The organism is Streptobacillus ratti, assembly GCF_001891165.1.
GTDB lineage: Bacteria > Fusobacteriota > Fusobacteriia > Fusobacteriales > Leptotrichiaceae > Streptobacillus > Streptobacillus ratti.
The window spans coordinates 1-24045 of record NZ_LKKW01000024.1 but is presented as its reverse complement, the minus strand read 5'-3'; the positions used below and the strand labels follow the sequence as shown (position 1 = coordinate 24045).

Genomic DNA, 24045 nt, shown 5'->3' with positions numbered 1-24045 from the left:
ATTCATTCTATTACTTCTGATAATGGTTCTGAGTTTTCTAATGTTAAGTATATTACTGATTTAGATATTAAGTGGTATTTTGCTCACCCTTATTGTTCTAATGAGAGGGGTAGTAATGAAAATAATAATAAGATGATTAGGAGATTTATTCCTAAGGGTAGGTCTATGAATAAATTAAGAAAAAAAGATGTTAAATTTATTGAAAATTTTATGAATAATTATCCTAGAAAAATTTTCAATTCTTCAACATCTTATGAAGTTTATGAATGTCTTTTAAATCTTGTTTAAGTTGTTTTTGGACATTTACTTTTGGAATTTAGGCATTCATATTTTTTTATTAACAAAATTTTTATAAAAGTACATAAACAATAATATTAAAATCAGAGAAGAAACTATTCCATAAACTTTAAATTCAAATAATTTTATTAATGTCCATCTAAAATACGGACTCTCAAATGAATAATAGCTTATTAATTGTCCACCATTTACACTGATACTTTTTGATAATTCTGTTATTGCTGGTGCAATATTGGTTGAAACCATGAGATAAATTGGTGTTATTAAAGTTCCTAGAATTAACATTTTAAGTAAATTTCTATTTGCCACTATCAATGCAGGAACTACTACCATAAGATTAACTATTCCAGGCAGTGGTAAAATACTACTAAATCCTAATTTTGAAAATATTAATGCTAATACTAATGTAACAGGAATTAACAGTACTGAAACTATCCATAATTCCCCTATAGAACCAAGTATAGTCCACTCTAGCCCTATTACTATATCTCTATCCTTATACATATTCTTCATAAACTCTTTAGCTACTTCTGATACTGGATTTAATGCTTTTACAAACATATTAGCTATTATAGGGAGCAAAACTAATGCACTTGCAAGTTTTACTGCAATTTCAACACTTTCAAGTAATGAGTATCCTGAAAATACTGAAAGTGTCATACCTATTAAAAATCCCATAACAGAATCTTCGCCAAATACACCTATTCTATTTTTCAAATATTCTATATCAAGTTTTGTATTTTTAATAAATGATATTTTATCTAAAAGATTATTAATAGGATACATAATCACACATTGTACAATAGAAATATGTGTAGTTGTTGTAGATGCAATACCTGTCATCTGTTCTACTCTAGGTCTAATCTTTTCAGCAACTTTTAATTCTATTAAAATCTGAATAATTGCAGATATAAAGCCAAAAATTACACTTCCTGAGATAACAGAAACTATAGCTGCCGTAAATGCTTTAGTCCAAATATTAAAGATATCTACATTTAATACATTAGTGAAATTAAAATGTATCATAATTAAATTTAGTATAATCTGTAATGGAAACATTATTATAGAAAAACGCCAAGCAAATGAAATAGTTACCATGGGCGAAAATCCTAAATCTATAACATTAAGTTTAATGTTGGTATATTCAACAAATTTTTGAGCTACTGGAGATATTGTACCAAACATAAACCCTATAACTAAAGAAATTGATGTAAATGCAATTGCAAGTGTTATACCTGACATAAAAGCATCTTTTAATTTCATTTTCATAAATATAGACATTATGATAATAATTATAGGTAATAGTATACTAGGACTAATTCCTAAAATATATTTAATTATTTCCGACATTATTTATCCTTTCTTACTAAATACCTAAAAAATCAATTATTTCTCTTTCTACTCCAAATTCATTATTTGTATATTTAGTAATTCTTTTTACTTTTTCAAGTAAAATTTTTTCAGAGTTTTTCATAGCAAAACCATATCCTACTTTAAGTAACATATCTATATCATTTTCAGCGTTTCCAAAAGCAAGTACTTCCTTTAAATCTATCCCTAATTTTGAGCAAAGAATCTCAAGACCTTTAGCCTTATTAACTCCTTTTTTTGTAAGCTCATTTAAAAATACTGCACTTCTTGCCTGTGTAACTTCATCATTAAATTTACTATTAGAAATTAGATTATATATACCCTCTTGTTCTATCTTATCTTTAGTAAATATCATCAATTTAATTTTATTTTTTGGAAAATCTTTAACATTATCTATATTAATCAAATCAACAAAATTTATTCTTTGTTCTAATTCAATCATTTCACTATATTCTTTAGAATTTTTATAAGTATAAAACTTATTCCACTCATGAATACTAAATGGATTGTTAAAGCCATTTTTTTCTAAAAGTTCTATAATATTTAATACTACCTCACTATCCATATATTCTTGGTGTATTATTTTATTTTCTTTTAAGTCAAATATTTCAGCTCCATTATGCCCTATTATATATCTAACAATATCTGTCATTTTTAATTTTTTTACAAGTTCTACTATACCTGCTGTAGCTCTTCCACTTGCAAATACTATTTCTTGACTTAAATTTTTTTCTCTTAATTTATCAATATAGCTTAAATCTTGCTTAAAATGATTATCATCTAAAAAAGTTCCGTCAAAATCTATAGCTATTAATTTTATTTTATCTTCCACTATATTCCTCCATAATTTCCATTAATTTATGAGTAATACCTTTTTCTAAACTTGAATGCCCTGCATCTTGAATTATATATAGCCTTGCATTATTTAAGCTTTTATATAGCTCATAAGCTCCAATAAGTCTACAATCCACATCATATCTACCATGAACTATATCTATTTCTAAGTCCTTTATTTTATCAGTGTTTTCTAAAATGTAATTATCTGTTGGTAAGAAAGAGTTATTATTAAAATATACACATTCTGTAATAGCCATAGAAATATCTGATTGTGATATTTCACTTAAATTATCTTTTCTAATAAGTCTTACACAAGAATGTTCCCAATCTGACCATACCTTAGCATACTTTTTAGCTGTGTCTAAATCCATTTGTAAATACTTTAAATATGATTTAACTGGATTTTCTCTTTCTTCTTTAGTTAATGGAGATAAAAATTTTTCAAATTCTACTGGATAAATATAGCTTGCACCCTCTTTATACAGCCAATCTACATCTTCACTTCTACCTAAAAATATTCCTCTTAAAACTAATTTTAAAACTCTTTCTGGATGATTTATAGCGTAAACTAAAGATAATGTTGACCCCCATGAACCACCAAATACTATCCATTTTTCTATTCCAAGAAACTTTCTTATTTTTTCCATGTCATCTATCAAAGCAAAAGTGTTATTCCCCTCTATTTTTGCAAAAGGTTTACTTTTTCCACAACCTCTTTGATCTATAACTATTATTCTAAATTTATCTTTATTAAAAAATCTTTTTGCATAATCACCCATAGGTGCTCCAGGTCCACCATGAACAAATACTACAGGTATACCTTTTTCATTTCCACTAACTTCATAATATATTTCATGCTCATCATTTTTTAAATAATATCCCTTTTCATTATATTCATGATTATATAAAGTTAGAGGGTTAGATATTTCTAATCCAATTATTTCTTTTATCATTTAATAAACTCCCTTATTTCTTCTACACTATCTATAACACTCTCATTATACCCTATTTTATCTATAAAAGCGTGAACTTCTCCTGCATATCTTATTCCTATTGATTTTACAAAATTTTCCTTAAGTCTTTTATAAAAATATTCTGCCTCTAATCTTAAATAATCATATTCAGCTGTAAATATTAATGTTTTAGGAAATTGTTTAATTAAACTATCTGGTGCATTAATTTGAGAAATATAGTAGTTTTCTTTAGATTCATTTGTTTTTATATACATATCCTTAATATATGGCATAGCATATTTTAAACCACTTGCTTCTGATTTCATTAATCCCAAGTCAGAACTTGTTTCATCTATATCATACTCTTTAATACTCCAATTAAAGTCATCTCTACAATTATCATTTAAGTCTATAAGTAAAACTGGATAATACATGATTAATCCATCTGCTATTTTACTTTCTTCCTCTATATCTTTAATACATACAGAACATGCAAGTCCACCACCAGCACTATCTCCACTTAAATAGATGTTCTCATATCTATTTTCAAAATATTTAAGTATAGTATATCCCTCATTTATAGAAGTAGGATATGGAAATTCTGGTGCTAATGAATAATCTACAGAAACTACACTAGCACCTGTTTGTTCTACAATATATCTACAAGTATTTTGTACAGTATCTGTAGAGCCACCATAATATCCACCACCATGAAAAAATATTATTAGTTTTTCTTTATCTTCTACATCTTTTGAATATTTTACAACTCTAATTCCCTCTATTTTTTGTATTTCATTTTTAATATGAGTTTTTGTAATATCTATATTAGGAAACCACATTTCAGATCTCATTTTTTCAAGTGATGTAGCAAATTCTTTTACTCCCCTTTTTTCACCCTCTTTAATCTTTAATTCTTTTGTAAATTTAACATTAGGAGAAAGATTTCCCACTTTATATCCCTCTATTTTAGGTCTTCTTATATCCATAATTTGCTGTCATCCTCACTTTCTCTAATATGCACTAACTTATAGTCTACATATCTTCTATATTCCTTTTTTGTTTCATTAACAAACACTATTTTACTAACTTTCATTTTAATAAGTGTATCAATTAAAAAAGCTACTAAAAATACCATTAATGATTTACCTATTGATAATCTTAAGTATAAATAAGCAAAAAGTCCAGCAGACATTCCTGTAAACATATTAAAAATAGTTTTTTTAATAAAATATTTTCTCTTTCTTTTAACAAAAAGATCTACACCCTCATTAATGCTTTCTTCTATTTCATCTTTACTAACAAATTCATATATATTTACACCCTCTTGTTGGTATTTGTATAAAAGGGCAGAACAAAATTCTTTTTGAACTATATTATTATTAATTTCAGCCATTTTTAAACCTGATAATAAGGCAAAAATATTTTCTTTATCTTTTTCTCTATTATTCATAAATTTCTCCTAAAATATTATATGTTTATTAATAATATCCATATTTACTTTATCTTTTAAATCAAGTTCTGATTTAATTTCTTTAAGCTCTCTAATATATACTATATTTTTTATTTCTTTTTTTGAAAACCCTAGTAAATACAATCCCTCTTCATCTAAATAGTTAATATTATGCTTCATATATTCTTTACTACTAGCTTTTTGAGCATAAAATTTCTTTTTCAACTCATTTAGGTTATTTTTACTAATACCCTTAATTCTAACAAGATTTTCTAAATTATCAATATGTCCAACAAAAGACCTATATTCAATTATCTTATACCCTATTTTACTAGAAAATCCATTTTCAACGATTTCTTCAAAACTTACATCATTAATGTTTAATTTCTTTTCATCTTGATTTCCATTTTGATTTTCATTTTGATTTTCATTTTGATTTTCATCTTGAAAAACTAATTCCTCATTAATTTCTACATTGGGAACATTACTTATTTTTTCTATTCCCAATATATTTTTAATGAAATTAAATGCAAAAAGTAATAATAGTATTGTTAAAATGTATTTTAATTTTTTCACATGAACCCCCTAATTTCTTTTTTCTTTTCATTTAATCTATATTCAAACTCATCTATCCACATTAATGGATCTTTAGGATTAATAAGTCTTTTTATTAAATCTTTTTTTATTAACTTAGTTATTGCTCCAGCACCTATAGATATTATACTTTTATATTCCTCTATCATCTCTATATTATATATCAACTGTTTGCCAGATTTACAATATCCCATATTTTCTCCAGATATGCTAGAACTTTTTTGTCTATACATATAGTAAGGTATATATCCTTTTTCTTTCATAATTTCAAATATTTTCTTAGTTATTAATTCATGATTTAATTCATCTTCTTTAAAGTATTTACTTTTAGTTAATATAGATGCCTTTTTCATTGCAAGATAATGAAAAGTTACATTTTCTGGGTCATACTCTCTAAACTTCTCTAAGGTATTTAATACATCTTTTGTATCCTCTCGTGGAAGTCCAATTATGAAATCCATATTAATATCTAAATTTAATTTTTTTGCCTCAGTATATACTTCATTAAGTTTATCTAAATTATGATATCTATTTACTAATTTCAAAGTAGATTCTTTAAAAGATTGAGGATTAATACTTATCCTAGTAATATTATATTTTTTTAACATTAATAACTTTATATTATCTATAGTATCTATTCTCCCTGCCTCAAAAGTATATTCTTTTAAAAATCTAGTATCTATATATTCACTAATAGTTTTTAAAAGTATTTCTAATTCATCATGTATAAGGTAACTAGGTGTCCCTCCACCTACATATATACTATTTATTTCTAAATTAAGTTCCCTACATAAAATCCCTATTTCCTTAATTTCTCTAAGTAATGTTAAAAAATATTCTTCATATCTTTTCTCATACTTACCTTTTTTTAAATATGCTGGAAAAGAACAATAAGTACACTTAGTAGGACAAAATGCAAGACCTATATATATTCCTATAGTTTTGTTATCTAAAAAATCTATAGAGTTTTTTACAACTTCTAATAATAGAGATGCTTTTTCATAACTTACAAGATATATTTCTTGTAATATTTTTAATATTTTATCAAAATCATTATTTTTAAGCAATTTCCTTACAAGCTTAGTAGGTCTTACACCTACTAAAGACCCCCAAGGAACATTAATGGTATATAGCTTTAAAAGAGATGCTTTAAGCATAACTTCTATTTGATTTTCTATAATTTTTTCAACAGAATATTCTATCTCTTTATCATGTTTTTTTGCATTAATGTATATACAATTACCTTTATCTTTTACTTCAATAAATACTTCATCTTCAATATCTTTAAAAAAAACATAAATAAATTCATTCCATTTATTTTGGTTTATTTCATAATTTGATTTAATTTTCATTTTTACCACACATATATATCTAAAAATATTAATAAAGCTATAATTATCCTATAATATCCAAAAACTTTGAAATCATGTTTTTTAATATATTTTAAAAACGAGTTTATTATAAGTAAAGACATTATGAAAGTAAATACAAGTCCTAAAAAGATTAAGAACAATTCATATGTACTTAAAAATGATCCTATTTTAATTAGTTTTAAAGTTGTAGCTCCAAGCATAGTTGGAATAGCTAAAAAAAAGGAAAACTCTGTTGCTATAATCCTATTTAACCCTAAAAACATTGCTCCTATTATTGTTGCAGCAGAACGTGATGTACCAGGTATCATTGCTAAACATTGAAATAATCCTATACCTATTGCCATAGTATATGTAAGGTTTACAATATCATTTACACTACTTTTTCTTTTCTTACTTTCTATAATGATTAATAGTACACCATAAATTAAAAGCATAATTGCAACTATATTTACATCAAAAAAATGTTCTTCAATATAGTCATCAAATAGCAACCCTAAAACTACTGCTGGTAATACTGCAACTATTATTTTGCCCCAAAGATTTAATAATGCTTGTCTTTTTTCTCCCTTGTATATAAAAGGGTATAGCTTTTTAAAAAATATTATAACTACGGCAAGTATAGCTCCTAATTGAATTATTACTTGAAAAGCCGTAACAAACTCTTTATTACTTGATAAATTAATATATCTATCTGCAAGTATCATATGTCCTGTTGAACTAACAGGTATAAACTCTGTAAAAGCTTCAATAAGAGATAATATAAATACCTTTAAAATATCTAATAACATTTTTACCTCCTCATTTAATTATACAATATCATATAAACTAATTCAATGATTTACCTATATTAAAGGAGCAAATATTTTCATTAATTTACCTATTAATTTTCTTAATAATTTATCTTCTTTTAAATCTCTATTAGTAAATATTTGTGATTTTTTGAAAGTTTCTATAAAATCATTTTTAACATCTTCAATTGCATCAATATTATACATATATACTGCATTTTCAAAATTATGATAAAGACTTCTATAATCTAAATTAATTGTTCCAACTACAGCTTTAATATCATCTGAAACAAACATCTTACTATGAACAAACCCTTTAGTGTATTCATATATTTTAACTCCTGAATCTATAAGCTCAGAATAATGATTATGTGCTAAAGCAAATGGAATTTCCTTGTCAGCTATATGTGGTAGTATTATTCTAACATCTACACCTTTAATGGCAGCAAGCTTTATAGAGGCAAGAATTTCATTGTCTATAATTAAATAAGGGGTCATAATATATACATATTCTTTAGCGTTATTTAATATATCTATATATATATTTTGACCTAAAACTTCATCATCAAACGGTTCATCTCCATACGCAATTAAATAACCATCATTTTTAATATCATGTGTTGCATCTAAATATTTAGAATACTCATTATTTTTATAATCAAAAATATTCCAAGATTGTAAAAACATTAAAGTTAATGGTTTAGCTCCATCTCCTATTATTCTTATTCCTGTATCTTTCCAATGACCATATTTAGAAATTTCATTAATATATTCATCTGCTAAATTAACTCCACCTGTAAATGCTATTTGTCCATCTATGACCATAATTTTTCTATGATCTCTATTATTATAATGTGTAGAAAGAAAAGGTTTTACTGGTGAAAATGCTTGTGCTTTAATACCATGTAACATCAATTCTCTCGGATAATCTCTGTCTAAAGTTGAATATTCACATGTTCCGTCATACATTACTCTAACTTCTACTCCCTCTAATACTTTTTGTTTAAGTATGTCAAGTATTGAGTCCCACATCTTCCCTTCTTCTATTATGAAATATTCTAAAAATATGAATTTCTTAGCATTTTTTAAAGCATCTAACATATCAAGAAACATGTATTCTCCTAAAGAATAATATTTAACTTCACTATCTTGATATATGTTATATCCCCCTGTTTTTTTAATATATCTCGCTATATTCCTAAGTTCAAATAATTTATTGTCCTTAATATTATTAATTATTTCTTGTTTTTGTATTAATACATTCCTAGTTTGATTTTGTATATCAACTATCCTATTTTTCATCATTATGCTTCCAAAATCAAATTTAATAAACCAATATAGGCAAATTCCAAATACAGGGACTAATAAAACTAGTATTATCCAAACTAATTTAACATTAGAATTCTGTCTATTATTTATTAAATAAATTATCATAATAAAACTAGCTAATCTAGTACTTCCTATTAATAAATATATATTATTTCCTAGCCACATCATTGAAACTAGAATTAAAGCTATCTGTATTAATAGTAATATTGTAATTATTAAGGTTCTACTAAAGATTAAATTTAATATCCCTTTTTTACTTTTTTCTTTTATTTTAGACATATCCTCCTCCTTTTTTACCTATTATATCAAATATCAAAAAAAGGAGCAAATATACATAAATTATATAGAAATATACTACATTAATTATTTAAACTAAATTTCAACTATAATTCGCATATAAATATATTTAATATATGAAATCATTTAAAACTTATATCTCAAGTTTATTGATTTATGTATAAAAAATATGTAGAATAGATTATATGTTATTACTTATAAAATAACAAAAAAATTAGGAGGAATATTATGATTAAAAAAAAAGAAACTTATGGTAAAGTAAATATTAAGAAAGTAACAGGATTAGCTCCTGTTATAAGCTATGAACCTTGGGTTTTAAGATCAATAGAAAGTGTCAAACAATCTATAATCGATGGTAAGCCGGTTTTAATAAGATTACATTCAGCAGCGAGTTATCCATGCAAAAATAAAGAAGATAATTATAAATTAGATTTAGAATCACACGCAGTTTTAATAGTTGGATTTAATGATGAAGAAAATAATTTTGATATCGTAGACCCATGGAACAACTTTGAAGGTAATAGAAAAGTTATATATAAATTATCGTATGAAGAATACCCACTTTTATGTGTAAACTGTTCACTTTCAAAAGATACAATAATAACTGAAGTTTCATTGGATATAGAAAAGGTAATAATCGGAAACCATTCAGGTATCAAATTAAAATTAGGTTTATACACACCTAAAGGATATATTATAGACCAAAACAATACATATATAAATGATATAAAACTAGAAATCAATTATACTTTAAAAGGAAAAGAAAAACATAGTGAAGTAGAAATAAAAGGAAATTATAAAATAGGTGAATATGCTTATAAAACTATATCTTTAGGTGAAAATATTAATGAAAAAATTAAATTTAATATTAAATCAACAGTAACTATTCATGGAATAAGACCTTATAAATATGATGATAAAATTATAACAGAATATACATTTATTGATAAATTTGAAAATAAAAATAACGAAAATTCTTCTCTAGAAATAGTAAAACTAGAAAGAGTAATATAAATTTAGGAGGCATCTGTAAATGTTCAGAAAAAATCTAGTAAATAATAATCCCTATGAAAATATATATATCTATAATAAGTGGAGTACAAAAATAAAGGGATTAATAAAAACGCCATTTTTTGATAATAATGATTTTGAAAATGGATATGTAGTTTATTATTCAGAAATTAAACAAGGATATTTCATTGTTAAATTTAATTTGAAAAATGGTGAGATAATATTTGAAAAAAAGTTACAAATGGTAGTTATGGAACAGGTGCTATTTATAAAAATCAAATAATTTCATACAAAGAATTTAAGGATTTAGTTTCTTTTGATAAAAATACAGGAGAATTTCTTTGGGAATTAAAAACTAATACAAGAATAAGAAGTTCTGTAAATATTTTAGAAAACCAAATTATATTTTCATCAGGAAATTATGTATATTTTGTAAATGAATTAGGTAAAATTCAAAAAAAAGTAAAAATAGATAATGCTTTCTTATACGGAACCATATCTAAAATAGGAAATTTTTATTATGTTCTTGGAACTAAATTTTCTAAAGAAAAAAAATGTTCTTGTTTATATTTATTTTCTTTTGAATATTCAGGAATAATTATATCTGAAAAAAATATAGGGAAAGCCGAAGTTATAAGCTAAGACACATCAGGACTTTGGATAACAAATAATAATATACTTTTAGCATGTAATGATGAAATTTTTCTAATTGATAGTTCTGAGTTTAAAATTATTTGGAAACAAAAAGTTTTAGGAATAGCAAGTCGTCATGTTGTAATTTCTGATGACAAAAATGTATATTATACGACTTTGAAAGGAAGAATAGGTTCAATAGACTTAAAAACTGGTAATAAAGTTTGGGAAATTTCAACTCAAGAGGGTTTAATATTTTCTCCCCCTAGTATATATGGAAAAACATTATTTGTTTTAGCAGATTGTGTAGTTTATCTTATAGATAAAACAACGGGAAGTGTGTATTTTAAAAAAATAATTGGTCATTCTCCATACAGTGCCCCAATTATTTTTAATAATAATTTATTTATAGGTGGAGGAGAACCACCATTAAATGGAGTTCTACTTTCTTTTGATATAAAGCATAGTTTAAATGAAATTAAAAATAAAGAAGAAGTTTTAAAAGTTATTGAATTTGGAAATTATGTAGAAAACAATAAAATGCAGATTTCAATTATATTTGAAAAAAAAGTTAAAAATGTATACCTAGATGTTTCTGTTATATCAAATGATAATATAATCAAACCAATAGATATTAAAGAAAACAATTATATATTTGAATTTAATTTAAAAAAAAATAACCTTAGTGGATTGTATTCTCTTCCAATTACATTTGAAAAAGAAAATTTTAAAAAATCAGAAATGATAATTATAAATTTAATTTTAAAAGAAACTAAATCAAAAAAATAAGATTAGATAAATTTTATTATGAAATAAAACAAGAAAAAGAATTTTATAGTGGAGCAGCTATAGCAAAATTTATTTTAAATAGATATGGTAAGGATATAACACAAGAAGAATTTAGAAAAATTATTAATCATGTTAAAGAAAAAAGTAATTGGAAAGATGCTGATTTTCAAACATGGAGATTAATTTTAAAAAGAGTATTAAGTACATCAAAAAATACATTAGAGGATTTTTTAAAGGAGGAAGAAAAAAATGAAAAATAATATAAAATATATATTTAATATATTAGAAAAAATAGGATTTAAAAAATCTCTTGTCTATTTTGTAACTGTTATTTTAGTTTTCATTCTAGTTGTATTTCAACCTATTTTCATAAGTAAAAGTATACAAGAAGTTTCTAAATATTTTATAGCCCTATTATGTATTTCTTTATTATTAGAAGAATTACTAGGCTTTTATAATAACTACATTGTTCAAAAAATTAGAAATTATTCTAAATTAATAATATGGGAGCAGATAGAAAAGAAAAGCTATTTTGAATTTGTTAATTTAAATTTAGGAGAAATACAGAATTTAATTCAAGAGGGTTCTTTTTTAGTTAGAGCAATATATGATGTCATTTTAAGAATATTTAAAAATTTCATTATGATAGTTATTTATTCAATATTATTATTTAATTTCTATAAACCTATAGGAATAGTATATTTAATTTTTTATGTGCTATATGTTTATATATCATATAATTTTTTAAAAAATAATAGTGAAAATATTTCAAAATCTATAGATACAACATCAAAAATAAATAGTTTTATTGTTGATTATTTCATTAATTTTAATACGATATATAACGAAAATTCATATGAATATGAAAAAATAAAAATAAAAGATTTATTTAATAAAGAAGAAAAAAAATACTATTCAATACAATTTAATATATTAAAATCAAATCTTTTTCTAAGATTGTTTTTAATTATATCAAGTATCTTAGTAATTTCTATAGCTTTTAATAGGCAAGTTGATCTAAAAGTATTATTGATAATTATTTATTCAGTATTTAATTTAAATGATTTTGGGAAATATATTTTAAATTTCTTTGAATGTTGGGATAGACTAAATCTAGTTATATCTAAAATGAATATTTTTGATTCTAAATGTATAAAAGAAAATTTAAAAATAGAATATTTAGATAATGAGAATACAATAGTTTTAAAAAATATTAATTATAAATATTTAGATTCTGATGAAATGATTATAAATAATAAATCATTAGAAATAAAAGATGGTAGTAAAAATTTAATTATTGGAAAAAATGGTAAAGGGAAATCAACACTATGTAAAATAATTGCAAATATGTTAAATGTTTATTCTGGAGAGATTATATACAATAGTAAATATATAAAAAATAAAAATGAAATAATCTATTATTCTCAAAATATAAATTTATTTGATAGGAGCATAATAGAAAATATTATTTATCCTAAAAATGAACTGAATAAAGAAATAGAAAATAAAATAAAAGATATAATTAAAGAATTAGAATTAGATAATGTAATAAAAAATGATGATGATTTATTTAATAAGAAAATAGGAGATTTTAGCAAAAAGATTTCAGGTGGAGAAAAACAAAAAATATTAATAGCAAGAGCTTTATTAAGTGATAAAAAGGTTATTATATTTGATGAAATAAATTCTGGAATAGATAAATTTAATAATCTTAATTTCTATAAACTAATCTCTAAATACTTAAATGATAGAACTATCATAATAATATCTCATAGAGAGGAACATAATGAAATTATAGATAATATAATAAATTTATAGAAGATAATAATATTGGGTCAGTTGTTTACTGACCCAATGTATTTTTATTTCTTTTTAAGTAATAATGCCGATTGCATAGGCACTATAACCTTACTTTCTTTTATTTCAATTTCTCCAAGTCCTTTTGAATTTGCCATGTTCCCTTTAACAAGAACTATATATTTACCATTAGGTATCTCTATTTCTTTATCTTTTGAACTAGCATTAAACGCTATTATTTTATCAGCTTGAGTATATGCAATTAATTGATCCATAACTTTAATAGGTGTTATAGTTTTATTAACTTCATCAAATGTTTTTAAATTAAAGTCTGGATTTTCTTTACGTATCTTAATTAATTCTCTCACTAATTCAATGCTTGCTGCATTTCTTTTTGCAAGTTCCCAATCAAGTCTATTTACATAATCACTTGATTTATATGAATTTTCATCTCCACCCTTAGTTCTTAAAAATTCTTGACCAGCATGAATAAATGGAACTCCTTGAGATAAAAGAACTATAGTAGTTCCAAGATTATGTCTTCTAGTTATAGTTGCTAAATCTTCAGTATCATTAGTTCTACTAATTTGGTCAAATAAAGTAAGATTATCATGTGCCTCAATATATTGAATTAATTGCATAGGAGATGTGTATGTTCTCATACCCTCTCCACCTCTTATAGATGTAAACAATCTTTCTTCTTGTTTTAAATTACCACTAATAAATCCTTTACCTATTTCTCCAAAAGTAGAACCTTTAACTGCATCTCTAAAATCATCATTAAAGAATGCAATATCATTAAGTTTATTTGCATTATTTTGACTTGCTTTAATTTCAGAATCTAATGTTCCCATATCCCAACCTTCTCCTAAAATAAAGAAGTTAGGATTAATTTTTTTCATTTCATCTCTTAATTCATTCATAGTGTCAACATCAAGTATCCCCATTAAATCAAAACGGAACCCGTCTAATTTAAATGTTTTAGCCCAATATTTAGCACTATCTATTATGAATTTTCTAACCATTTTTCTCTCACTTGCAACATCATTTCCTACACCAGTACCGTTAGTTAAATTACCGTCATTATCATATCTATAATAATAACCTGGAACTATTTTATTAAAAGCATGTTCTCCAGCACTAAATACATGATTATACACAACATCCATAATTACACCTAAATTGTTTTGATGTAATGTATCTATAGTTTTTTGTAACTCTACTATTCTATTATCAGGATCATATGGATTAGTTGAATATGAACCCTCAACTGTATTATAGTTTACTGGGTCATATCCCCAGTTATATCTAGCAAATTGATCTTTTTCATCTACAGAATATGAACTAAAATCATATATAGGTAAAAGCTGAACATGTGTTACTCCTAATGATTTAATGTAGTCAAGTCCTGTAATTTGCCCACTTGTTGTTTTAGTTCCTTTTTCAGTTAATCCTAAAAATTTACCTTTGTTTTTTATTCCACTTGCTGGATGTACTGATAAATCTCTTACATGTAATTCATATATTATCACGTTATCAAGCTTTGGATAATCTACATTTGAAATAGTTGGATTAACTACTACTGATTTTTCTCCATTTACTGTAGTTGAATAAGCATATGGGTCATTAGTAATATTTACTTCTCCATTAACTCCTACTTCAAATTGATAAACAAGTCCAAATCTATCTCCATTTAAAGTTATAGAATAAACACCTTTTTCTCCTAAAGTCATAGGTTCTTTAACAACTTTTTCTCCCTCCCATATTAGAAGATTTACAAAATCAGCTGTAGGAGCCCAAACTTTAATAGTTGTTTCATCTTTAGTATATATAGCTCCAAGTTCTCCGTCATAAGCATAGAAATCATCAAAGCTTTTATCTCTAACAACACTTCCTAAATTTACTTTAGCTTCTCCGAATGTAGACATCATTATTTTTCCATCTTTATTCTTTAAATCTAAATCTTTACTAAAAACTATTTTAAATGTATTAGTTTGTACTGAATCTTCTGTTAAAGAAACTATTTCTTTTATTTTATTATCAAAACTTGCAGTAATTCCTCTAGCTATTTCTTTTTTCAAATTAAAGTTCTTATTTGTCTTAACTGTTACAGCATTCATTGCATCTATACTTGCACTTTCTATAGCTTTTGGTTTAGTTGCTGCTTCTTCTGACTTATATATAGTTTTATCTTCTTGATTTACATAAATATTTACATTACCATTTTCATCTATCTTAGTAATTTCTCTTGACACATCAACTTTCTTTTCAAAGAAAAACCACCATCTCTTAGTAATTTCAAAATTTAATTTAGTAATTTCTTTCCCCTCATAATTACCTTTAGCTACAAATTTTTCTCCGTCTTGAACTAAATTAATATATTTAGGTTTTTGGTTCTCTGCCCATACTTTTACTCTGTATTTTTTAGCATCTTTTTCAATTGGATAATATTTTATATCTAAATTAACATTATCAAACATTAATAGTGCTTTATCAGGATTAGAATAATATGTTGTAGGATCTTGAGATTTAACCCATATTTCAGCTTCTCCATCTTCAATGTTAATAAATCTATCTTCTCCTGTATCTTTCTTAGACCAATCTGAAAGTCTAACAATATATCCTACCTTTTTATGATTTCCATCTAAATTAATTTCTGCATATTTACCAAATTCATCTTCTTTATCAAAAGCATATGCACTACCATTTCCTTTATCTGGCCACACCCATAAATCCCATTCCAAATTTTCACTTGGTTGATAATGTATAATTACTTTAGTACTTGCTGCAAATACAACTATTTGCATAATAAGTAAAAAAGTAAATACTAGTTTTCTAAATAATTTATTCATATATACCTCCACTCTACATAATATTATACCCCGATATGCAAGCGTTTTCAATATGTACAATTTTATTTTTATCATTTTAATTTTTACTTATTCTCATTTATATGGGTATATATTAAAATAGAGAGAAATTAATCTCTCTAATTAATATTTATAACTAAATTCTAATCCAAATTTATACTTAAAAGGAATAGATTTTATTTTTCTATCTACTGGATTATATTGATAATATAACTTTAAAAACGGTGATTTCTCATATGCTTTTTCTGCCTCTAAATTTGCTTTAAGACCAATTTTATTATTTGGTGAATATTTAACAGAAATATATGGTTTTATTTTAAATTCTTCTCCTAATTTCCATATATTAGCCTCATCTTTTTCTTGAATTAAATATGGGCTATTTTCAGGTAATTGTTTTTTAATCATTTCAGAAATATTAGCTCCATAAAGCATGCTTTTATCTGCTTTTCTTGCAAGTAAAGAAGAATTAAATGCTATGCCTGTTTTAATATTTAATCCATTTTGATTATACAGATAATTAAAATCAAAGCCACCAGTTAAAATATCAATTTCATATAGATTTTTGTTATTTATATCATTTCTTTCATACTTATTTTCTAAATTAAATTTAGCTCTAAATCCTAATTTTAAACTTCTTTCATAAGATAAAGAAAAATCTTCATTTAATTTAGAATTCCCACCAAAAACATCATTAATATATTTAATAGTATTAATAGCCTTTACCTTATCTTTACCTCTAGCATACTCAGCCTTACTAACATTATTTATGTTATGTTTTTTTGTTATAACATTTGAAAATTTATCAGGTCCAGTACTAATAGCCTCTGTTACTACATAATACTCAAATGGATCTTTGCCATTTGGAGAATATTGATAGTGGTTTGTAATTAAATATTTACCTTGAACCTTTTTTATACTAGTCCCTAATGTTTTTTGAAATGCTGTATTAACTATTACATTTCTACGTGCATCAAATACAGCATTAAAGTGATTAGTAACATTTGGATCACTTTGATTAAAGTAATAATAATGTTTCAATGTATATTTTCTATCACTACTAACTCTTTGATTAAATTCTGTATTAAAAGTAAAATCATTTGATAAAGACAATCCTTTAATTCCTAAATCAGATTTTTTTAAATTTAATTTAAAATCATATTTTTCATTATCATTATATCCATCTAAAATACTGCTATCTAATGGGCTATATTTAGCATTATATTTTCTATCATATGAAAAAGAAACTTTAAATTGATCTATTTTATCATGTTCATGATCTAAAATTTCCCAAAAATCATGAGATCTTTTTCTTTCTGTATTGTAATCAAAATAAGCTGTAACCTTGTTTCTATGTATCTTTCTTTCATCTAGTAAATTTATTTGTCCACCATTATACACATCAAGACCTATAAAAGTATCCTTATTTAATTTATATTTTAAATATGAATTAACTTCTAATATAGTTGGTGTAAATTCTCTTGTAATCAATCTAGGCATTAAAGTAATAGCTACATTGTCATTTATAATACTAGTAAGTCTTCCCTCAAAAATACTATCATTTTTTATATACCTAGCTTTTTCCTCATTAAATGATGTTAAATATTTAACATACTTAAGTCCATAGTTTTTCTTATTCATTTCTAAACTAAGCTTAGATTGAAAATCATTACTTTCCCTTACACTATGTTTTTTTTGTGGAGCTTGTATATCTAAACTCTCTCCCAACAAATCTGTGTGATTATGGTCATGGTCATGATCATGGTCAGCGTCATGGTGATGATGATGGTGATGATGACCATGTCCCCCTTGACCCTCATCTTTAAATATTACTTTTTCAAGTGTGTTATAGTCAGGGGGCATTTTTCTATCATTATATTGTTGATATTGAATATACCCATCTTTCATATTTATTGGATTATTTTCCTTTAATCCTGTTACATACCTAGTAGTTAAATCAGAATAAATAAGATTTTTTCTTTCTCCTTTTATAATTAAATTAGCTTTAAATTCATTATTTAATGATGAAATTGTCAAATTTAAAGGAACATATTCTATTTTTGAATTTTTAATTTTTGAAAATGTCCCTTCATTTTTAACTTCTGCTTTATAAACTATATTTAATTTTTTATTAGAAAAAGAAAAAATACTAAAAATTACTGATAAAGCTAAAAACTTTTTATTCATTCTTTTCTCCTAATTCTAAAAACATGTTTTTACTTAATTATACATATTAAAAAAGTAAAAATCAACCACTAGAAACACATTATTAATCAGTCTTTGATGCAATAAATCCATATTTATTTAATGTTTTATTTTAAATAAAAAATTCAGTATTAAATAAAATAAAAAGCCTTATTCTTTATAAAATTAAGTAATAAGGCTATATTTTAAATTTTTATATTATTCTTTATATTTACTTTTTGTGTATATTTACTTCTGGATTTTCTATTTGTATAGTTACATGCTCTATTTTATATACTTCTTTTAACATATTCGATATATTTTTTATTATTTTATAATCATTAACACCATTATATTCTTTTAAAATAACATGGAATGATAGACTATATAATCCCTCTGATATAGACCACATATGAAATTCATGTACATTTTCAATATTTTCTATATCAAGTATACTATTTTTAATCTTATTTATATCTAATTTTTCTGGCACAGCCTCCATTAATATATTTAATGATTTTCTAATAATTTTTATACCTCCTAACATTATAATTATACTTATTATAGAGCTTATTATTGGATCTAACAATACTACAGATGTATATTTAACCAATATCCCTGTTATTATTACACCTACTGAATTTAATAAATCTCCTAAAAAATGCCACAATGCACTTTTAATATTTAAATTATCTTCATGTTTTAAACTATTCATAAGCACTAAAGTAAGCACTATATTAATAATAAGTCCAATAATCGCTACTGTTATCATTAAATTGAAGTCAATATCTTGAGGATTAATTACTCTTTTAATCGCCTCATATATTATTCCAACTGCTATTATTACTAATGCAAGTCCATTTAAAAATGCAGCTATTATTTCAACCCTTAAATATCCATATGTATATTTATCTGTGGGTTTTTTAGTAGAGTAATATATTGCAATCATACTAAGTATCAACGCAATTACATCTGATATCATATGAAATGAATCAGAAACTAATGCAAGAGAGCCTGATATTATTCCACCAAATAATTCAAGCATAGCAAATATAGCTGTAAGTAATAGGCTTATCAACAATGTTTTTTTAGATTTATTTTGAATTTTATAATGTTTAGTATGATGATAATTAAATTCAATAAATTGTTTCATTTTTTCTCCTCATTTCACTATATTTTATTATAAATCTATCTTAACATTCATAAAATACATAGATTTGTATTTATTTGCTTGAATTATATTTAATTCTTTATTTATTTCACGTGTTAATGGTATATTTAAAATATTATTTTTCAAACTATCAACTAAACCTATTTTTCTATTAGCAAAATATAATTTATAGTCTTTAATATTTAAATATTCTAATAAAGCCTCTAGGCAATCATCAAAACCACCAATTTTATCTGCAAGTCCTATTTCTACAGCTTCATTTCCTAACCATATTTTACCTTGGGCAATTTTTTCTAATCTTTCACCTGTCATAATTCTTGCTGTCATTACATGTTTTTTGAACTCAATATATATATCTTTCATACTTTGAATTAATTTTTCTCTTAATTCATCAGTAAGAGGTTGTTTTAAATCAAATAATTCAGTTGCAACCCCTGAATTTACAGTTTCTATATTTAACCCTAACTTATTACTTACTTCATCAAATGTAGGATACATACTTACTACACCTATAGAACCTGTAATTGTACTTGGATTTAAAAATACTTTTTTTGCTACAGTAGAAATATAGTAACCACCACTTGCAGCTACAGATGACATAGAAATAAATATTGGAACATCTAAATTTTTAAGTTCTTTATATATTTTTTCAGATTCAAGAGCACTTCCACCAGGAGAATTTATTCTTAAAATTACTCCTTTAAGATTTTTAATTTCTTGTAAAGTTTCTATTTTTTCTAACATATTATTATAAGTAATTATGCTTTCTGAATTAGAATCTGGCATAATTTCCCCTTCAGCACATATTACTCCTATTACATTTTTACTCTTATTTTTTTTCTTAACTTTTTTAGAAAATGGAATTAAATCTTCTGTATCTTTAGAATAATCTATTTCTAATTTGTCTAAATTAGAAATTCCATCTATTAAGCCATATTCTTTTGCTTTAATATGATTAATTAAAACTAAATCTCCACTTAGTAATTTTTCTTTTATATCTACATTTCTTCTATCTTTAACTTCATTAATAAAATTTTCTAACATTTTATCATAAATTCTAGTTATTGAAGTTTTTTGTTCTTCAGACATCTCTTCTTTATGATAATTTTCTCCTGCTGACTTATAATCTCCAATATGTAATACATTTACTTTAAGTCCTATTTTATCAAATAGTTTTTTAAAGTATATAAATGATCTTGAATAACCTTTTAATGTCATAGATGAATTAAGTGAATTATACATATATATTGTGTTTGCAAACATAGCTATTCTATAGTTTAAATTGTCTAAATTAGATGCTAACGCTATGACCTTTTTCTTTTTATTCATTTCTTCAAATATATCTTTTAATTCATCAATTTGTATTGAATTTAGTTTCATATCATCAATATCAAGTATTACTTCTTCTACTGTATCAGTTTGATTAATTTTTTTCAGTGCTTCCTTAAAATCAAAAAATGAATTTTTTTTATTTACCCCTCCCTCTGGAACATCTTCAAGTAAAGTTTCATTAGTTATGATAACCTTTTTTATTTTCTTAAGTTTTAAATTACTTACATTTTTATCTTTTTTTATTTTTGATTTTACCATTAATCCTATAATAATTATTACTAAAGATAGTATTAAAGCAATAATTACAGCTTGTATTATATAATATATTAATGTCATTTTTACCTCCTAAATTGAATTTTAACTTATATACAAATATTTGTCAAATATATGATTTAAATTAAATTTTTAACTATTAAAGATTATAAAATATACACGATAACTTTATTAAATATTTTAAATAAAAATACACCTCTAAATCTATCAAAGATTTGAGGTGCAGTATAAAATCTATTTTACAACTATTACTTTTCCCACTGTATTTGATACTGTAATATCCAATTCAGAATTATTATTTATAGCATTTAAACTAACTTCTCCAATTATATTTTCAGTCTTTATTTTTGCATCTTTTTCTATATTAATATTTATACTACCAACTACATTATCTAAATTAATTTTTCCCTTTAAAGGGGCTTTTAATCTAAATTTTCCTATAAAGTCTACTAAATTAATATCTAATTTTTTATCTTCTTTATATTTAATTATAACTTTTATATCTATATCCTTTTTTTCAAATATATCTTTTTTTTCAAATTTACTAACATCTTTTAACTCTAATTTTCCATCGTTATATAAATATGGTACTTCTATATCACTATTAATAAAAATGCTATTTTCATCTGATTTTTCTATAATAACATATCCTAAAAAATTAGATATATTAATAGTATTTATATTGTCAAAAGTTTCTTCAATTATATATTTATTTTTAATATTTAAAGTATTTTCTTTTTTAGAATTATAGCTTTTATTTATTAAGATAATTCCTAATAAAACAAAAATTAATCCAATAATTATTTTCCTGAAAATTTTCATAAAATTACCTCCTTAAAATATTTCTACCTTACCAAAAATAGTATCTATTCTAATTTTTCTCATTGAATCTTCATCATTTACTATTCTATTTCCAATTTCAAGTAATCCTAACTTATTTATAACCTTTATATCTACTTCATTATCATCTAAATCTACTTTTAATTTCCCAACTATATTTCTAGCTTCAAAAATTCCAGAATTAGGGAAACTATAATTTAAATTACCTAATAAATTCTTCATTTCAAAATTTAAATTTTCTTCATTATATTCTATTAATATATTTGGTAAATTCTTAAATCCTAATACTCCTTCGCCCTCCATAGATAATGTTAATACTCCATCTATATATGTTTTATTAACTACTATTTCCTTTACCATTTTACCTAAAACTATTCTATTTTCCTTACCTTTTTTAATAGTTACATTTCCCAAAATATTTTCACATTTTATTTTGCTTATAATGTCAAATTTAATTTCATTATCTGTATCTTCAGTATCTGCCACATCATCTTTAACATATGTATGACTTGATTTCTTATTCTTTGTAACAGAAGCATAAATTTTCATTAGTATATTTGAAATAATTGAAAATATCCTTCTTATAATCCCAAGAAATATTGGTATAAATATTATACTTAAACCTATTATTAAAAATATATATCCAGTTGTTCCATATACACCACTACTTATATATTTAAATGGTGCAATCAATACACTCCATAATATTATAAATGGCATTGATATTAATCCTATTATTAAAAATACTATTAGTGGAATGAATATTAATAATAAAAATATTACAGGTATTGCTATAGGAGCTGATAATATTCCACCTAAAAATAGTAAAATTGAAGTTAAAGATGTCTTTCTTTTTCTTTTTTCTTCATTTTTTTCTCCAAATTCAATTAATATATCTCTTGATATTTTTTTAGGATCCATATCACTAGGTATTTCATCATCTTCATTTATACCTAAATCTGCAAAATATTCTTCATAAAAATCAAAAATTGATTTTTTTTCATAATAATATAAATCCTTTAAATAATTATCAAGTTTTCTCATAAATTCTCTTTTAGTCATTTAAATCTGCCTCCTCAATAAACGAATCAATCTTATTCTTCAATTCTACCCATTCTTTAATAAATTTATCTAATTCTCTTCTTCCTTTTTTTGTTATCCTATAATATCTTCTATTTCTTCCTTGAAATGAACTATCATATGTTTCTAAAAATTCTTTTTTTTGTAATCTTCTTAAAACTGGATAGAGGGTTGATTCACTAATTTTTATCTTCTCCTGTACTTTTTGAGTAAGTATATATCCATATAGGTCCTCAGTACTTAAAAAAGAAAGAACGCAAAAGTCTAATATTTCACTACTAATTTGCATAAAATCATCTCCTATTATTTCTTTAACAATATTATACATTGTATAATATTAGTTGTCAAGTAGGTAGAAAATAAAAATCAATGTATTATGAGAGAAGATAATAGCCACTAAATTATTTAATATAGTCTATTTATGTATAAAAATATGTTTAAACAATAAAAAAGTCTATAAAGATAAAATATCAATATAGACTAAGTTATTAACAATAAATAATAAAAAAGTTTAGCAATTTCCTATTTTTCCTATCACTAAGTATCTTTGGCGTTCACAGACTTAACTTCTAGGTTCGAGATGTAACTAGGTGTATCCCTGTGGCTATCATCACTAAACATCTGGCGACCTTGGAAGGACTTGAACCTTCGACCCTCTGATTAACAGTCAGATGCTCTAACCAACTGAGCTACAAAGTCATTATCAAAAAAGTTTGGCAACTACCTATCTTCCCTATCACTAAGTATTTTCAGCGTTCACAGACTTAACTTCTAGGTTC

Annotated in this window: 21 protein-coding genes, 1 tRNA gene and 1 rRNA gene; 5 read left to right on the top strand and 18 right to left on the bottom strand. The window is 24.0% G+C overall.

Annotated elements, in window-relative coordinates:
- Nucleotides 1-288, top strand: a 288-nt coding sequence (locus BT993_RS05020; RefSeq protein ID WP_143604269.1) for an IS30 family transposase, incomplete at its 5' end; no start/stop codon positions are given.
- Between the two features lie 36 nt (nt 289-324).
- On the opposite strand, the gene BT993_RS05015 is transcribed toward BT993_RS05020, so the two are convergent.
- From BT993_RS05015 to cls, 9 genes are read right to left on the bottom strand one after another with little or no spacing between them, the layout of a single operon-like run.
- Nucleotides 325-1647, bottom strand: coding sequence for a PTS transporter subunit IIC (locus BT993_RS05015; protein WP_072593521.1), 1323 nt, complete (start codon nt 1645-1647; stop codon nt 325-327).
- Nucleotides 1648-1663: 16 nt separating this feature from the next.
- Complete coding sequence (locus BT993_RS05010; protein ID WP_064614452.1) at nt 1664-2500, bottom strand: Cof-type HAD-IIB family hydrolase; 837 nt, start codon at nt 2498-2500, stop codon at nt 1664-1666.
- Nucleotides 2490-3458 (bottom strand): prolyl aminopeptidase, encoded by a 969-nt coding sequence (gene pip, locus BT993_RS05005; protein WP_081256162.1) that lies wholly within the window; start codon nt 3456-3458, stop codon nt 2490-2492. The genes BT993_RS05010 and pip overlap by 11 nt, the downstream gene beginning before the upstream one ends.
- Complete coding sequence (locus BT993_RS05000) at nt 3455-4444, bottom strand: alpha/beta hydrolase fold domain-containing protein (RefSeq protein WP_064614450.1); 990 nt, start codon at nt 4442-4444, stop codon at nt 3455-3457. Before BT993_RS05000 ends, pip begins: the two co-directional genes overlap by 4 nt.
- Nucleotides 4435-4908: a hypothetical protein gene (locus BT993_RS04995; protein WP_064609222.1), complete on the bottom strand. Its 474-nt coding sequence runs from the start codon at nt 4906-4908 to the stop codon at nt 4435-4437. The genes BT993_RS05000 and BT993_RS04995 overlap by 10 nt, the downstream gene beginning before the upstream one ends.
- Nucleotides 4909-4917: 9 nt before the next feature.
- Nucleotides 4918-5484 carry a helix-hairpin-helix domain-containing protein gene (locus tag BT993_RS04990; RefSeq protein ID WP_072593520.1) on the bottom strand — a complete coding sequence of 189 codons (567 nt, stop codon included), beginning with the start codon at nt 5482-5484 and terminating at the stop codon, nt 4918-4920.
- A complete protein-coding gene (locus BT993_RS04985) occupies nt 5481-6854 on the bottom strand; it encodes a coproporphyrinogen III oxidase (RefSeq protein WP_072593519.1) in 1374 nt (457 codons plus the stop codon). The genes BT993_RS04990 and BT993_RS04985 overlap by 4 nt, the downstream gene beginning before the upstream one ends.
- Nucleotides 6855-6856: 2 nt before the next feature.
- A complete protein-coding gene (locus BT993_RS04980) occupies nt 6857-7663 on the bottom strand; it encodes an undecaprenyl-diphosphate phosphatase (RefSeq protein WP_064609216.1) in 807 nt (268 codons plus the stop codon).
- A 54-nt stretch (nt 7664-7717) separates the two neighbouring features.
- Nucleotides 7718-9271 (bottom strand): cardiolipin synthase, encoded by a 1554-nt coding sequence (gene cls / locus BT993_RS04975; RefSeq protein ID WP_072593518.1) that lies wholly within the window; start codon nt 9269-9271, stop codon nt 7718-7720.
- Nucleotides 9272-9517: 246 nt separating this feature from the next.
- Here cls and BT993_RS04970 point away from each other — a divergent pair, with 246 nt between their 5' ends.
- The 4 genes from BT993_RS04970 (at nt 9518) to BT993_RS04955 (ending at nt 13540) form a co-directional block, all read left to right on the top strand.
- Nucleotides 9518-10303 carry a C39 family peptidase gene (locus tag BT993_RS04970; RefSeq protein WP_072593517.1) on the top strand — a complete coding sequence of 262 codons (786 nt, stop codon included), beginning with the start codon at nt 9518-9520 and terminating at the stop codon, nt 10301-10303.
- A 19-nt stretch (nt 10304-10322) separates the two neighbouring features.
- Nucleotides 10323-10583, top strand: a complete 261-nt coding sequence (locus tag BT993_RS04965; protein ID WP_072593516.1) for a hypothetical protein — start codon at nt 10323-10325, stop codon at nt 10581-10583.
- A gap of 527 nt (nt 10584-11110) precedes the next feature.
- Nucleotides 11111-11722, top strand: a complete 612-nt coding sequence (locus BT993_RS04960; protein ID WP_072593515.1) for a PQQ-binding-like beta-propeller repeat protein — start codon at nt 11111-11113, stop codon at nt 11720-11722.
- A 249-nt stretch (nt 11723-11971) separates the two neighbouring features.
- Nucleotides 11972-13540, top strand: coding sequence for an ATP-binding cassette domain-containing protein (locus BT993_RS04955; RefSeq protein WP_072593514.1), 1569 nt, complete (start codon nt 11972-11974; stop codon nt 13538-13540).
- Between the two features lie 44 nt (nt 13541-13584).
- On the opposite strand, the gene pulA is transcribed toward BT993_RS04955, so the two are convergent.
- From pulA to BT993_RS04910, 9 genes are all read right to left on the bottom strand, one after another.
- Entirely contained in the window at nt 13585-16371 is a 2787-nt protein-coding gene (gene pulA, locus BT993_RS04950; RefSeq protein ID WP_158007934.1) for a type I pullulanase, read from the bottom strand.
- Between the two features lie 141 nt (nt 16372-16512).
- Nucleotides 16513-18573 (bottom strand): hypothetical protein, encoded by a 2061-nt coding sequence (locus BT993_RS04945; protein ID WP_072593513.1) that lies wholly within the window; start codon nt 18571-18573, stop codon nt 16513-16515.
- 229 nt (nt 18574-18802) lie between these two features.
- Nucleotides 18803-19723 (bottom strand): cation diffusion facilitator family transporter, encoded by a 921-nt coding sequence (locus tag BT993_RS04940; protein WP_072593512.1) that lies wholly within the window; start codon nt 19721-19723, stop codon nt 18803-18805.
- A 27-nt stretch (nt 19724-19750) separates the two neighbouring features.
- Nucleotides 19751-21409 carry a signal peptide peptidase SppA gene (sppA, locus tag BT993_RS04935; protein ID WP_072593511.1) on the bottom strand — a complete coding sequence of 553 codons (1659 nt, stop codon included), beginning with the start codon at nt 21407-21409 and terminating at the stop codon, nt 19751-19753.
- 171 nt (nt 21410-21580) lie between these two features.
- On the bottom strand, nt 21581-22168 hold the full coding sequence (locus tag BT993_RS04930; protein WP_072593510.1) for a hypothetical protein: 588 nt from the start codon (nt 22166-22168) through the stop codon (nt 21581-21583).
- 12 nt (nt 22169-22180) lie between these two features.
- Entirely contained in the window at nt 22181-23248 is a 1068-nt protein-coding gene (locus tag BT993_RS04925; RefSeq protein WP_072593509.1) for a DUF1700 domain-containing protein, read from the bottom strand.
- On the bottom strand, nt 23241-23555 hold the full coding sequence (locus BT993_RS04920; RefSeq protein WP_072593508.1) for a PadR family transcriptional regulator: 315 nt from the start codon (nt 23553-23555) through the stop codon (nt 23241-23243). Before BT993_RS04920 ends, BT993_RS04925 begins: the two co-directional genes overlap by 8 nt.
- A gap of 220 nt (nt 23556-23775) precedes the next feature.
- Nucleotides 23776-23884: ribosomal RNA gene (rrf, locus tag BT993_RS04915) — 5S ribosomal RNA — on the bottom strand.
- 4 nt (nt 23885-23888) lie between these two features.
- Nucleotides 23889-23965 (bottom strand) — tRNA-Asn (locus BT993_RS04910).
- Between the last annotated feature and the right edge of the window lie 80 nt (nt 23966-24045).

Coding starts and splice junctions, on each gene's coding strand:
- BT993_RS04970 (WP_072593517.1), top strand. CDS start 9,518: ATGATTAAAAAAAAAGAAACTTATGGTAAAGTAAATATTAAGAAAGTA.
- BT993_RS04930 (WP_072593510.1), bottom strand. CDS start 22,168: ATGAAAATTTTCAGGAAAATAATTATTGGATTAATTTTTGTTTTATTA.
- pip (WP_081256162.1), bottom strand. CDS start 3,458: ATGATAAAAGAAATAATTGGATTAGAAATATCTAACCCTCTAACTTTA.
- cls (WP_072593518.1), bottom strand. CDS start 9,271: ATGTCTAAAATAAAAGAAAAAAGTAAAAAAGGGATATTAAATTTAATC.
- BT993_RS04920 (WP_072593508.1), bottom strand. CDS start 23,555: ATGCAAATTAGTAGTGAAATATTAGACTTTTGCGTTCTTTCTTTTTTA.
- sppA (WP_072593511.1), bottom strand. CDS start 21,409: ATGACATTAATATATTATATAATACAAGCTGTAATTATTGCTTTAATA.
- BT993_RS04985 (WP_072593519.1), bottom strand. CDS start 6,854: ATGAAAATTAAATCAAATTATGAAATAAACCAAAATAAATGGAATGAA.
- BT993_RS04925 (WP_072593509.1), bottom strand. CDS start 23,248: ATGACTAAAAGAGAATTTATGAGAAAACTTGATAATTATTTAAAGGAT.
- BT993_RS05000 (WP_064614450.1), bottom strand. CDS start 4,444: ATGGATATAAGAAGACCTAAAATAGAGGGATATAAAGTGGGAAATCTT.
- BT993_RS04945 (WP_072593513.1), bottom strand. CDS start 18,573: ATGAATAAAAAGTTTTTAGCTTTATCAGTAATTTTTAGTATTTTTTCT.
- BT993_RS04940 (WP_072593512.1), bottom strand. CDS start 19,723: ATGAAACAATTTATTGAATTTAATTATCATCATACTAAACATTATAAA.
- BT993_RS04995 (WP_064609222.1), bottom strand. CDS start 4,908: ATGAATAATAGAGAAAAAGATAAAGAAAATATTTTTGCCTTATTATCA.
- BT993_RS04955 (WP_072593514.1), top strand. CDS start 11,972: ATGAAAAATAATATAAAATATATATTTAATATATTAGAAAAAATAGGA.
- pulA (WP_158007934.1), bottom strand. CDS start 16,371: ATGAATAAATTATTTAGAAAACTAGTATTTACTTTTTTACTTATTATG.
- BT993_RS04965 (WP_072593516.1), top strand. CDS start 10,323: ATGTTCAGAAAAAATCTAGTAAATAATAATCCCTATGAAAATATATAT.
- BT993_RS04980 (WP_064609216.1), bottom strand. CDS start 7,663: ATGTTATTAGATATTTTAAAGGTATTTATATTATCTCTTATTGAAGCT.
- BT993_RS05015 (WP_072593521.1), bottom strand. CDS start 1,647: ATGTCGGAAATAATTAAATATATTTTAGGAATTAGTCCTAGTATACTA.